At 41.6% G+C, this 12559-nt stretch carries 13 protein-coding genes; 4 read left to right on the plus strand and 9 right to left on the minus strand.

Annotated features, from left to right (window positions below; genetic code table 11):
* Positions 1-130 precede the first annotated feature (130 nt).
* Positions 131-970 carry a Tim44 domain-containing protein gene (locus tag AAEU30_RS04995; protein ID WP_421959573.1) on the plus strand — a complete coding sequence of 280 codons (840 nt, stop codon included), beginning with the start codon at positions 131-133 and terminating at the stop codon, positions 968-970.
* Between the two features lie 68 nt (positions 971-1038).
* Here the strand turns inward: AAEU30_RS04995 and AAEU30_RS05000 are convergent, their stop codons facing one another.
* Both AAEU30_RS05000 and cysS read right to left on the minus strand, forming a co-directional pair.
* Positions 1039-1923 (minus strand): DMT family transporter, encoded by an 885-nt coding sequence (locus AAEU30_RS05000; RefSeq protein WP_421959574.1) that lies wholly within the window; start codon positions 1921-1923, stop codon positions 1039-1041.
* A 122-nt stretch (positions 1924-2045) separates the two neighbouring features.
* Positions 2046-3425, minus strand: a complete 1380-nt coding sequence (gene cysS / locus AAEU30_RS05005) for a cysteine--tRNA ligase (RefSeq protein ID WP_421959575.1) — start codon at positions 3423-3425, stop codon at positions 2046-2048.
* A gap of 150 nt (positions 3426-3575) precedes the next feature.
* Here cysS and ppiB point away from each other — a divergent pair, with 150 nt between their 5' ends.
* Both ppiB and AAEU30_RS05015 read left to right on the plus strand, forming a co-directional pair.
* On the plus strand, positions 3576-4067 hold the full coding sequence (gene ppiB, locus AAEU30_RS05010; RefSeq protein WP_421959576.1) for a peptidylprolyl isomerase B: 492 nt from the start codon (positions 3576-3578) through the stop codon (positions 4065-4067).
* A 121-nt stretch (positions 4068-4188) separates the two neighbouring features.
* Positions 4189-4935 (plus strand): UDP-2,3-diacylglucosamine diphosphatase, encoded by a 747-nt coding sequence (locus AAEU30_RS05015; protein ID WP_421959601.1) that lies wholly within the window; start codon positions 4189-4191, stop codon positions 4933-4935.
* Positions 4936-4955: 20 nt separating this feature from the next.
* Here AAEU30_RS05015 and miaE read toward each other — a convergent pair whose 3' ends face one another.
* Complete coding sequence (gene miaE / locus AAEU30_RS05020; RefSeq protein ID WP_421959577.1) at positions 4956-5714, minus strand: tRNA isopentenyl-2-thiomethyl-A-37 hydroxylase MiaE; 759 nt, start codon at positions 5712-5714, stop codon at positions 4956-4958.
* A gap of 194 nt (positions 5715-5908) precedes the next feature.
* Here miaE and AAEU30_RS05025 point away from each other — a divergent pair, with 194 nt between their 5' ends.
* On the plus strand, positions 5909-6508 hold the full coding sequence (locus AAEU30_RS05025; protein ID WP_421959578.1) for a Yip1 family protein: 600 nt from the start codon (positions 5909-5911) through the stop codon (positions 6506-6508).
* A 150-nt stretch (positions 6509-6658) separates the two neighbouring features.
* Here the strand turns inward: AAEU30_RS05025 and purF are convergent, their stop codons facing one another.
* From purF to truA, 6 genes are all read right to left on the minus strand, one after another.
* Positions 6659-8185, minus strand: a complete 1527-nt coding sequence (purF, locus tag AAEU30_RS05030; RefSeq protein ID WP_421959579.1) for an amidophosphoribosyltransferase — start codon at positions 8183-8185, stop codon at positions 6659-6661.
* 18 nt (positions 8186-8203) lie between these two features.
* On the minus strand, positions 8204-8698 hold the full coding sequence (locus tag AAEU30_RS05035) for a CvpA family protein (RefSeq protein WP_058561253.1): 495 nt from the start codon (positions 8696-8698) through the stop codon (positions 8204-8206).
* Between the two features lie 61 nt (positions 8699-8759).
* On the minus strand, positions 8760-9407 hold the full coding sequence (locus tag AAEU30_RS05040; RefSeq protein WP_421959602.1) for an SPOR domain-containing protein: 648 nt from the start codon (positions 9405-9407) through the stop codon (positions 8760-8762).
* Between the two features lie 11 nt (positions 9408-9418).
* Complete coding sequence (folC, locus tag AAEU30_RS05045; protein WP_421959580.1) at positions 9419-10684, minus strand: bifunctional tetrahydrofolate synthase/dihydrofolate synthase; 1266 nt, start codon at positions 10682-10684, stop codon at positions 9419-9421.
* Between the two features lie 25 nt (positions 10685-10709).
* Positions 10710-11585 carry an acetyl-CoA carboxylase, carboxyltransferase subunit beta gene (accD, locus tag AAEU30_RS05050; protein WP_087534643.1) on the minus strand — a complete coding sequence of 292 codons (876 nt, stop codon included), beginning with the start codon at positions 11583-11585 and terminating at the stop codon, positions 10710-10712.
* A gap of 151 nt (positions 11586-11736) precedes the next feature.
* On the minus strand, positions 11737-12531 hold the full coding sequence (gene truA, locus AAEU30_RS05055) for a tRNA pseudouridine(38-40) synthase TruA (RefSeq protein ID WP_421959581.1): 795 nt from the start codon (positions 12529-12531) through the stop codon (positions 11737-11739).
* Positions 12532-12559: the final 28 nt, after the last annotated feature.

Raw genomic sequence — 12559 nt, forward strand, 5'->3', positions numbered from 1 at the left:
CCTTATATTTCAGCAGTTTGTATTAAATATAAACACTTAACTCAATTCGAATTAGTTATCCTACTGACTCTATTTATATAACCCTAGAACTCATTTAGAATCGCCGCTCTAATTTGTTTTGAGGATGTTCATGAAAAACCTAATCGTTATTTTTTCTTTACTGGCATTATTATGTACTGCTAGTTTTGATGCACAAGCACGTAAAAAGTTTGGTAGTAAAAAACGCGGCAAAACCCCAGAAACCCAACAAACGGCACAAAAACAACAAACCGACACAAACACAATCTCTCCTGCAGCTAAACCAAAATCTAACAAAAAAGGCATGATGGCCGGTATTTTTGGTGGTTTATTAGCAGGAGGCCTAATTGCCTCAATGATGGGGGATGACTTCGAAGGAATGCAATTACTTGAAATGTTACTCATGGCAGGTATCGCGTTTTTTATCATCAAACTTATTCTTGGTATGGTACGTCGTAAAAACTCACCTGCAATGGCGCATGCTCAACAAGCTTTTAATGCTCCACAAATGAAACAAAATGCAGTAGAGCCAACCCCTACCAGCGGATTTTCAGCAACGAATTCAATCCCTTTTAACTTGCCGCCAAATTTTGACACAAATGGTTTTTTACAAGGTGCTCGCAGTCATTACCATACATTACAAACGGCTTGGAATAACGCAGATTACAACACCATGGCTGAATACTTAAGCCCTGAACTTGTTGCTGAGTTTAAAGCTGAGCGCGACGCCATAGAGTGCGTAGCGACCGAAGTGATGTTTATTGACGCTGAATTAGTGCGTGCAGATACAGATGCAGACAAATGGCAAGTAAGCGTGCGTTTCAAAGGTAAATACCGCGATTTAGCTGATAAAAAGGAGCAGCCTATTTTAGAAATTTGGCATTTAGAGCGCTTAACACGTGACGATGCTCCTTGGTTGATTGTTGGTGTGGAAGATTTAATTGACGCCTAAACACAAAATATTGTGAGAATGAAAAAGGGTTGCTAGTTAGCAGCCCTTTATTTTTAAGTTAAACCAAGTTATTTAGCTAATTGAGCAGGTCGCATCAATTTTATTAATTGAGGCAAAACAGAAAACAAAATCATTAATGCCATCAACATATACTGCCACCCTTGGTATTGCTCATTTAATAAAACAACGGCACAAATAATACCTGCAATTGGGTTAGCAATCGTGCCAAAGGTAAATTCAACCACACTCATGCGCCCAAGAAGCCAAACATATAACGCATAAGCAAGCGCTGTATTGGGCACAACTAACCAAAATAGTACAAACCATTGGTTTGGGGTAAATGCCTGTGTGAGAACCTGATAAGCTTGTGGCTCGATATAGAATGCTTGCACTGATGCCGCAATCGCAAGCACTGAACCACCTAAAATCAATTGCCAAGTCAGCACCGTCCACCAATGGATATGCGTGGTAATTTTCTGTACTAATGTACTACCAATAACGATTGTTAATAACGCCCCTATCAGCGCAAAAATACCGAGTAAGTTAAGCGTAACGTGCTGTGGGTCGAACAACCGCCATGCTAAATATACCAGCATTAACGCACAAACTGACTGTAATAGCGCGGGTCGCTGCCCTTTAAACAGCCATGCATATAATAAAGCCACAACAGGCACAGAGACCATTCCCACGCCCGCTATTGCAGCAGGCAAGTTGATCGCCATAACAAAAATAAAGCTAAAGAATAAAGCGATATTAACTAATGCTAATACAATTAAACCTCGCCACTGCCTTAACTGTGGCCAAGTCGGTTTGATCAATAGTAATACTAAACCAGCTGGTAATGCTCGTATCGCACCGAGTAAAATTGGCGGCCAATCAGGTGTTGCATACTTAGTTACCGCATACGTGGTGCCCCATAAAAAAGCAGGGATCATGGCAAGAAGAATATTCATTTCATTCCTTTGTGAAAAATTAGAGACGCAAAGATAAAACCTAAAGCTAGGTTGAGGTCAATATACAAAAACAAAAAAAGTTGCCAATGTGGCAACCTTTTACATTGACGGGTAAATTTAATTTACGCTTTGCGCCAAGTCGTTTTACCCGCTGAATCTTCAAGCACGACACCCAACGCATTAAGCGCATCGCGAGCCTCATCAGCAGCAGCCCAATCTTTATTAGCACGGGCGTCGTTACGCTTAACAATTAACGCTTCTATCTGAGCCACTTCATCATCCGCTTGTCCACCTTGTAAAAACGCTTCAGGAGCTTGTTGTGCGACCCCAAGTACTTCACCAATACTGCGTAAAATATAAGCCAGTTTACCAGCTTGTGTTGCATCTGAGTCTTTAACACGGTTAAGCTCTTTAGCGAGTTCAAATAGCACGGGTAATGCTTCAGGCGTATTAAAGTCATCGTTCATGGCTTTTCTGAACTTAGCGATATACTCGTTACTTTCAAGCTCACATACGATAGGCTCAACACCACGAAGTGCTGTATAAATACGTTCAAGTGAAGAGCGTGCTTGGTCTAAATTCTCTTGCGAGTAATTTAGCTGGCTACGGTAATGACCTGAGATCAAAAAGTAACGTACCGACTCAGCGTCATACTCTTTAAGTACATCGCGTACGGTAAAAAAGTTATCTAATGACTTAGACATCTTTTCTTTGTTTACCTGCACCATTCCGGTGTGGATCCACGTATTTACGTATTTACCATTATTTGCACAGCATGATTGTGCGATTTCATTCTCATGGTGAGGAAATTGTAAGTCTGAGCCGCCACCGTGAATATCAAAATGCTCGCCTAAATGCTTTGAGCTCATTGCTGAACATTCAATGTGCCAACCAGGACGACCTTCGCCCCAAGGTGAAGACCACGATGGTTCACCTGCTTTGGCTTTTTTCCACAATACAAAATCAAGTGGATCGTCTTTATCTTGTGCAACTTCAACTCGCGAGCCTGCTTGGAGCATAGTTAAATCTTGTTGCGATAGCGCACCGTATTGCTCAAACGTAGAAACATCAAACAATACATCGCCATCTGCAGCCACATAGGCATGGCCCTTTGTAATCAAACGCTCAACCATTTCGATGATCTCATCCATGTGCCCCGTGACTTTCGGTTCAATATCTGGACGCAACATGTTTAAGCTATCAAAATCTTCATGCATAGCGACAGTCATACGGGTCGTTAAGTCATTGATAGATTCACCGTTTTCATTCGCACGTTTAATAATTTTATCATCAACATCGGTGATATTACGTACATACTTTAAATCATAACCAAGGTGGCGAAGATAACGCACGATAACGTCAAAACCTACAAATGTACGAGCGTGACCAATGTGACAGTAATCATAAATGGTGATACCACACACATACATGTCGATTTTGCCTTCGACCATAGGTTTAAACTGCTCTTTTTGACGCGTGAGTGTGTTGTATATATTTACCATTTACTTTAAGTCCTTGACTGTTTACTTGATTGACTATGTTACCACTTGAAAAGCCCCTGCTCTAGCGCTTTATCAAATCAATAAGCACTTTGTTAATCTTAGCTAACTAAGATAAAATAGCGCCAAATAAATCAGCTAATAGGAAACCTCATGGTTGTTCTACATACAAACTTTGGTGATATCACCATTAACATGCACAAAACCGAAGCACCAAACACTGTTAAAAACTTTTTACAGTATGCAAATGCAGGCTTTTACGACGGTACAATCTTCCACCGCGTAATTGATGGCTTTATGGTTCAAGGTGGTGGTTTTGAGCCTGGTATGACACAAAAAGAAGTACATGATCCTATTCAAAACGAAGCAAACAATGGCCTTTCAAATAAAAAAGGCACATTGGCTATGGCACGTACACCGGATCCACATTCTGCGACAGCCCAGTTTTTCATTAACGTGAACGACAATGACTTCTTAAACTTTAGCAGCGAAACTTCACAAGGTTGGGGTTACTGCGTATTTGCTGAAGTTGTTGAAGGCATGGATGTGGTTGAGAAAATCAAAGCCGTTGCTACAGGTAGCTCAGGCTTTCATCAAGATGTACCACTTGATGATGTTATTATCAAAAGCGTAACGGTAGACTAAGTTAGGCTTATACCTAAACCATCTCAAGGTGCAGAATTCGCATCTTGAGGTGATTTGGGTATATTATTATAGCGGGTGAAGTTAATCCGCTTTTTATTTATTCAGCTCTAGCCCTCGAGTCATCATGCGCCAAACCTACTTTATAGCCGACCTACACTTATCTGAAAGCCGCCCAGACATTAGCGCGGCTTTTTACCAGTTTTTAGATACCCACATTGTTAATAAAGATGTCGATGCTTTATATATCTTAGGTGACTTTTTTGAAGTCTGGGTAGGTGATGATTATGTCACTCCATTATCAACTGAAGTCGCTGCACGCCTCAAACAAGTAAGCGACAACGGCACGCCGGTGTTTTTTATTCATGGGAACCGTGACTTTATCATGCGTGATGGCTACGCCAACAAAGCCGGTATGACTATACTTGATGAACAAACCGTAATTGATTTATATGGCACACCTACTGTCATTTTGCATGGCGATGAAATGTGCACCCAAGATATTGAGTATCAAAACTTTCGTAAAAAAGGCCGCGGTTGGTGGTGGCCACGTTTGATGCTGGCTTTGCCATTATGGTATCGTAGAGGCGTAGCGACAAAAGCCCGCGAAAAATCAAAGCAAAACCAAGCAGGTAAATCCTTAGACATTCTCGACGTCACCGAAGACGCCGTACTGGACGTTTTTGCTAAACACCAAGTAACTAACATGATCCACGGCCATACTCATCGCCCTAATGTGCACCATTATAATGTAGCTGGCACACAACTAACGCGCACTGTTTTAGGTGACTGGTACAGCCAAGGCTCTTACCTTGTTGTAACCGAAAAACAACAAACGCTAATTAACGAGCCATTTGAAAATACTAAATAATCCTAAATAATGATACTTTGTTAATTCGGTACACCTGAATGGAACTTAAAATCAGTATCTGAAGTTATGATTAGCTCGCGTTCTTTTTCAGCAAAAAATGCCACTCGTTCGGTAATATCAAAACCCGCGATTTCTTGCGCCAATGTTAAGTAGTCTTGATAATGACGTGCTTCAGAGCGTAGCAATGAAATATAAAAATCACCTAAACGTTTATCTAAATGTGGTGCCAATTTGGCAAAACGTTCACATGAGCGCGCTTCAATGTAAGCACCCACTATAAGTTTATCGACCAATGCATCAGGCTCATAGGTTTTAACATGCCTGAGCATGCCCTTCGCATATCGACATGGCGTAATACTTTGATATTCAACACCGTATTCGTCCATAATCTCGAGCACTTGATAAAAGTGGTGCAGTTCTTCTTTTATCAACATCACCATCTTATCAATCAAATCTTGCCCATAGGGTGAATCCGATTTTGGGATCACTGATTTATTCAACTTATTCTTAGCCGCTAAATCTTGCCAATTACCTTCGCGTTTATAGATGAGTGTTTCAAATGGCTTGAGCCACTCAAGCAGTGCATCGCTACTTTGTTTATCAACCGCGTACTTGCGAATTAAGAACATGGCAGACTGCGCAGCCTTAAGCTCGCAGATCAGATGATCAATCAGTAAAACGTTTAAGTTTTCTGGTTTTATAGCTTCATCTATCCAAGCTTGTGGGGTTTCGCATTGGAGAAAATTATTGATTGGTTGTAAAAGCTCGCTGTAAGGCACGGTCTGAACTGCTTATATAAATGGTTTCATTGTGGTTATTTTACCACGAAAATAACCTGAGAATAACTTTAAACTAATGTCTAATAGCCCTAGATAAATCACTGTACCTTGACAACCCCTAGCAACTGAACCATAACTTAATACAAGCTGTATAAAAATAAAACAGCAGACAACTTTTTTAAGGGGCACACACAATGATATTAAACCATTTATGGGGCATCTATGCCCATCCACTCGAAGAGTGGCAAACCATAGATAACCGTCATGAGAGTTTAACCTATAGCTTATCGCATATACTGCTGATTGCTTTATTTCCCTCGGCTATGGGCTATTATTCTTCAGTCTATTTAGGTTGGAGTATTGGCGCAGGTAACCCGGTATTCTTAACCCACGATAGTGCTATGCTTATTGCAGTTGCTATGTACGCCGCTTTAATTGTGGGTGTGTTCGCACTGGCTTATTTAGCACACTGGATGGCGGTAACATTTGGATCAGAGCCTACCTTTACGCAAACTTTAGAGCTTGCAGCTTATACCTCTACACCTGTGTTTATGTCAGCGTTAGCAGCGTTTTTACCTGAGCTTTGGTTTGTTGTTTGTGTAGGCATGGTTGCATTGGCTTATTCGGTGTATTTACTTTACACCGGCGTACCAATTTTAATGCATATCCCCCAAGAGCGAGGCTTCATTTATGCAAGCTCAGTGGTGACATGCGGGCTTATTTTGCTGGTGATTATTTTAGCTGTAACAGCAATGCTTTGGACTAATGGAATTGTTGATCCAACCTTTACATAGTGTAAATGTTGATAGAGGGGTTCCTCAGTAGTAAGAAGTAAAAAGCAGTAAATATAGTAGTATATAGAGTGTTCGTTATTTCCTTTCCTTTACAAAAAAGGAGCTAAATTTAGCTCCTTTTTTTATCTCTAAACAGGCTAACCAAACGTTTTAGTCTGACCCATTTTCTTCTTGATTATGTAACTCTAAACCAGAAGACATCGCGCTTTCACGTGTAGTCTTAGCTGAGTCATTACGTAATCTATCAATACGATTTAGGTAATCTTGATCGATGCCACCTGTAATGTATTGACCATCAAATACTGACGTTTCAAAACGGCTTATCTCTGGATTTTCTTGGCGAACTGCAGCAATCAAATCATCTAAAGATTGGAAAATTAAGCCATCTGCGCCAATGCTTGCGTTGATGTCTTCAACTTCACGGCCATGAGCAATTAGCTCAGCAGCTGATGGCATATCAATACCATACACATTCGGGAAGCGAATTTCAGGTGCTGCTGATGCAAAGTAAACATTTTTAGCGCCTGATTCACGGGCCATTTCAACGATTTGTGCTGAAGTAGTACCACGTACAATTGAGTCATCAACAAGTAAAACGTTCTTGCCTTTAAACTCACGGTCAATGGCGTTAAGCTTTTGACGCACTGATTTTTTACGCATCTCTTGGCCAGGCATAATGAACGTACGACCAATATAGCGATTTTTAACAAAACCTTGACGGTAAGGCAAATCAAGTACACGGGCAATTTCAAGTGCTACATCACACGATGTTTCAGGGATAGGAATAACCACATCGATGTCTTTATCTGCCCAGTCACGCGCTATTTTTTCGCCTAACTTGGTGCCCATATTTACACGTGTTGCATATACCGACATACGGTCAATGTTTGAATCTGGACGAGCAAAATAAACAAACTCAAAGATACACGGAGCATAAGACGCTTTATCAGCACAGGCTTGAGAATAAAACTCACCGGCTTCGGTCACATAAATAGCTTCACCTGGTGCTACATCTCGTACAAATTCAAAACCATCGGTTTTCAGTGCCACACTCTCTGAAGCGAACATATATTCTGTACCGCTTGCAGATTCACGCTTACCAAATACCAAAGGGCGAATACCATTAGGGTCACGAAATGCGAGCACGCCATGGCCAATGACCATTGCGATGGCAGCATAGCCACCTTGTACTTTGCTAATAACTTCAGTAACAGCGGTAAATACATCTTCAGGGTCAAGCTTTAGCTTATCTGCTTTGCTCAACTCATGGGCCATGATGTTAAGTAAGATTTCAGAGTCTGAAGTGGTATTAACGTGGCGGCGTGCTTCAGAGAATAGTTGCTCTTTAAGCTGCTCTGCATTGGTTAAGTTACCATTATGCGCAAGTGCGATACCAAACGGTGAATTAACGTAAAAAGGTTGTGCCTCTGACGAGCTAGACGAACCAGCTGTCGGGTAGCGTACATGGCCGATACCAATAGTCCCTTGTAAACGTTTCATATGGCGGGTGTGAAAAACATCTTTCACTAAGCCATTTGCTTTACGTAAGCTAAAGGTGTTGTTTTCAATGGTGATGATGCCCGCAGCATCTTGACCACGGTGTTGCAAAACAGTTAAGCCATCATATATCGCCTGATTTACAGGAGATGTTCCGACTATTCCAACGATACCGCACATGCAATTTTTCCTCGGTGATTAACGGTTGACCGAATTTAAAAAGCTTGAATTGTTTTCGAGGTACGAAAAGAACCACTCAACAACAAAGCCAAATTCTGGGATCAAAATAGAATTACCCCACCAATGCGTATTAGGCGCACCGGTAAAAGCATCAAGAAAGAAGAGTAACGCGCTCACGACCAACACGCCACGCAGCGCACCAAACACAATGCCAAAGACACGGTCGGTGCCAGATAAGCCTGTACGCTGTACAAGTTCACCTAAGAGGTAGTTTAACATTCCGCCTAACAATAGCGTCGCAAAGAATAATATGGCTATGGCCGCTGCATTTCTTAAAAGGGGTTCAGAAATACTGGTTAGGAAGGAGGCTAAATATTGATAAAACAAACTGGATATGATGAATGCACCAGCCCATACAGCTAAAGACATTGCTTCTTTTATAAAGCCACGAATTAAACCTATGATAGTAGACAGTGCAATAATGCCAAGTATGGCGTAATCAACCCAGATCATAATAACCAACTAGTCGTTAATTTGGGGCGCATTCTATAAGAGGATGACGCTAATTGCCAGATCATTTTGTTACTTCGAATTGCGTAACCTTACCGTTTAATTTTGTAAGTTGTTTTAATTCAGGTAGTTTGCTTTGAAGTTGTGCTTTATCTAGCGATGGCCCCACAAAAACTTTGGTTAAAGTACCGTTAGGAGTTTTAACTGGGCGAGTAAAGGTTTTAAACCCTTTTGCCGTGAGTTTAGCTTGTAGAGATTTAACATTAGCCGCATGAGAAAAACTGCCTAATTGAATGACATAAGCCATTTTCGTGAGGTTCTCTTCTGGCTTACGAGTAGGTTCAGGCTGAGGTTTAGCAACTTTAGAAACAACTTGCGCTGTTGGTTCATTGCTTGGTGCTGACACTGTCATCACTTTTTGTTCATCGGCAAATTCAGCTACTGCGTCACCCGTTTCAGTTTTCTCTTCTAGTAATGCGTCATCACTGGAAATATCTTCAATGGCTTGTGTATCGGGTTGTTCAACATGCGCTACACTGTCATCGATGGCTTCTTGTAAATCAATAGTTTTGAACTCAGGACGTTCAGGGATGGCTTTGAAGCCTTCTTTATAATGTACTTTCTCGCCATCCAAAATATTTGGAATAAATATAATAGCTGCAATCACTACAATGCTTGTGCCGACTAAACGATTTATAAAGCCTGAGTTCACCGTATTTCTCTCTATTTTTTCCAATATTGAATTGCTGCTGCAACCGTAAAAAATGAGCCAAAAATAATTAACACTGATTGCTCATCAATATTTGGCAACACACTATTTAACGCCTGCTCAACACTTTGATGCTGAGTTTGCGGTGCATCAGTGCACACATTGTCCATTGCTTTTGCTAGATTTTTTACTGTATCACCACGGTAACAGTCAAGCCCAGCAAGGTGCCACTGATCAACCACAGCGTTTACTTCGCTCAAAACAGCAACTTTGTCTTTATCTGCAAGCATAGCGACTAACGCATGAACTTTAAAGCCTTGATCTCGCAAGTGCTTTAACTTTTGCGTTAAGTAACGGGCCGATTCAGGGTTATGGGCTACATCCGTATACACCAAAGGCGCAGTACTGAGCTGTTGAAAACGCCCTTCTACCACAAGGTTTGTGAGGCAATCTTTTATTACCTCTTGTGTTGGTAATAAATCAAGAACCGCCAAAGTTGTCAATGCAGTCGCTGCATTTTGACACGGTATACCCGGTTTTGCGAACTGATAGCTCAGCTCATTAAATTGCCAGCTGAAGCTTTCTGCTTGCTCATTAAACGTGAACTCTTGGCCAGATAGGTACATATTAGCCGCAATTTCTGTACCGTAATCGGTTACCGTGTGAGGTATATTTAAATCACCAACAATTGCTGGGGTGGCCGTTCTAAAAATACCGGCTTTATCATAGCCAACTAATTCGCGGGTATCACCGAGGTATTCTTTATGGTCTAAATCAATCGTAGTAATAACACTGGCATACGGGGTAACAATGTTGGTTGCATCAAACCGACCACCCAAACCCACTTCAAGCAGCACGTAATCCACGCTATGGCGTTTAAATATAGCCAGCGCACCCAAAGTACCATATTCAAAATACGTTAATGGGGTTTCACCACGGCCCTGCTCTAACAAATCAAAAGCATCAACATGGAATTGATCATCTAGCTCAGCACCATTTATACGAACGCGTTCATTGTAATGAATTAGATGCGGAGAAGCATACGTACCCACGCTGTAACCTTGAGCCAATAATAGTGACTCTAAACAACGCGCGGTGGTGCCTTTGCCGTTCGTTCCAGCAATCAAAATAATTTTACTTGGGGTGTCTAATAAACCAATGTTATTGGCAACATCGGCTACGCGTTCGAGGCCCATGGCAATATTTGCAGGGTGAACACTTTCTAAATAACAAAGCCAATCATCAAGGCTTGATGATTGGCTAGGAATACTTTTTGTCATAGCGTGTAATCAGTTAAGCTGAAATTTACGCTACTCTATGCTCTTGTTCGGTAGAAGGCAAGTTCATAAATTTAGCCAGTACACGTGCTAGGGTATCGCGCATCTCACGACGATCTACAATCATGTCGATTGCACCGTGCTCTAATAAGAATTCACTGCGCTGGAAACCTTCAGGTAAGGTTTCACGTACTGTTTGTTCGATGACGCGAGGACCAGCAAAACCAATTAACGCTTTTGGCTCTGCAACATTGATATCACCTAACATTGCTAATGACGCTGATACACCACCCATTGTAGGGTCGGTCATAACAGAGATAAACGGCAAGCCTTTTTCACTCATTTTAGCAAGTGCAGCACTGGTTTTAGCCATTTGCATTAGCGACATCAGCGCTTCTTGCATGCGTGCACCGCCTGAGGCAGAAAAACAAATAAGCGGCATATTATGTTCTAAGCATTGGTCAACGGCATCAACAAAACGCGCGCCAACAACCGACGCCATTGAGCCCCCCATAAATGAGAACTCAAATGCAACAGCGGCAACTGGAATCCCCTTAAGGCGACCTTTCATTGCAACTAGTGCGTCTTTTTCACCACTGGCTTTTTGCGCTGCACTAATACGGTCTGAATATTTTTTAGAATCTTTAAATTTTAAAACATCTTTTGGCTCGTGTTCAATGCCAAGCTCTTGACGATCTGCATCATCAAGGAAATGCTCTAGGCGTTTACGCCCACTCACACGCATATGGTGATCGCACTTAGGGCAGACATTTAATGATTTTTCTAATTCTGCTTTATATAAAATCGAATCACAATCTGTACATTTAGCCCAAACCCCTTCAGGGATCTCTTTACGGCCTGAAGATTTTGTCGTTTTAGGTAAGATTTTTTCTAACCAACTCATTTGCAACTCTCTTAATGCTGTTCTGTGTCGCTTCCTGCCCGTATATACAGGCAGACAATTTTTTCAATTAAAACATGAATTACGCGTCGACGGTATAAAAAACTGGTCTTAGTAGTGGGATAACCGTGAGTTTTTATCGCCTTAAAAGCACTTATTTATCTGAATCTGCTAAAAACAACGGCCCTAAAGGGGTTGATGGTATTTCAAATTGTGCAGGGTAATCCACGTCAACTAAATACAAGCCCGCTGCTTTGGCCGTGGCACTGGCTTTTGCGCGCTCTTTTAAGTCCAATAATTCTTTCAACCATACGGGCTGATGCTTATGCAAGCCAATATCCATCAAGCATCCGGTAATATTTCGCACCATATGATGTAAAAAAGCATTCGCTTTAATATCTATGATCACATAATCACCTTGGCGTTCTACTGATAAGTGATGAATAGTACGATTAGCCGTATTTGCTTGGCAATGTAACGCACGAAACGAAGTAAAGTCATGTTCACCAATTAGATACTGACATGCTTGTTGCATTTTCACTTCATCTAATGGGTGATGAAAGTGCGTAACTCCCTCATTCATAATGGCGCCGCGGTATGAATAATTGTAGATTACGTAGCGGTAACGTCTTGCGGTTGCACTGAAGCGGGCGTGAAAATCTTCACTGACAGGTTTGGCAAAGCGTATGGCAATATCTTTAGGTAATAAGGTGTTCATACCCATAGTAAAGGCCACCATTTCACGCTCAGCGTTTGTTTCAAAGTGTACCACTTGACCGGTGCCATGCACGCCGGCATCTGTGCGCCCAGCACACACGATTTCAACCGGATGATTACAAATACGCGAAAGCGCTGTCTCTACTTCTTGTTGTACACTATTAACATGTGATTGACGCTGCCAACCACTGTATCGGGCGCCGTTGTATTCAACTCCAAGTGCTACTCGCATAATTACTGCTTTACCTACTGTGCTAATG

This window comes from Pseudoalteromonas mucoides, assembly GCF_049257175.1.
Lineage (GTDB): Bacteria > Pseudomonadota > Gammaproteobacteria > Enterobacterales > Alteromonadaceae > Pseudoalteromonas.

Excerpts from the sequence above, each read along its gene's own strand:
- AAEU30_RS04995 (WP_421959573.1), top strand. The coding sequence starts at position 131 with ATGAAAAACCTAATCGTTATTTTTTCTTTACTGGCATTATTATGTACT.
- AAEU30_RS05000 (WP_421959574.1), bottom strand. The coding sequence starts at position 1,923 with ATGAATATTCTTCTTGCCATGATCCCTGCTTTTTTATGGGGCACCACG.
- cysS (WP_421959575.1), bottom strand. The coding sequence starts at position 3,425 with ATGGTAAATATATACAACACACTCACGCGTCAAAAAGAGCAGTTTAAA.
- ppiB (WP_421959576.1), top strand. The coding sequence starts at position 3,576 with ATGGTTGTTCTACATACAAACTTTGGTGATATCACCATTAACATGCAC.
- AAEU30_RS05025 (WP_421959578.1), top strand. The coding sequence starts at position 5,909 with ATGATATTAAACCATTTATGGGGCATCTATGCCCATCCACTCGAAGAG.
- purF (WP_421959579.1), bottom strand. The coding sequence starts at position 8,185 with ATGTGCGGTATCGTTGGAATAGTCGGAACATCTCCTGTAAATCAGGCG.
- AAEU30_RS05035 (WP_058561253.1), bottom strand. The coding sequence starts at position 8,698 with ATGATCTGGGTTGATTACGCCATACTTGGCATTATTGCACTGTCTACT.
- folC (WP_421959580.1), bottom strand. The coding sequence starts at position 10,684 with ATGACAAAAAGTATTCCTAGCCAATCATCAAGCCTTGATGATTGGCTT.
- accD (WP_087534643.1), bottom strand. The coding sequence starts at position 11,585 with ATGAGTTGGTTAGAAAAAATCTTACCTAAAACGACAAAATCTTCAGGC.
- truA (WP_421959581.1), bottom strand. The coding sequence starts at position 12,531 with ATGCGAGTAGCACTTGGAGTTGAATACAACGGCGCCCGATACAGTGGT.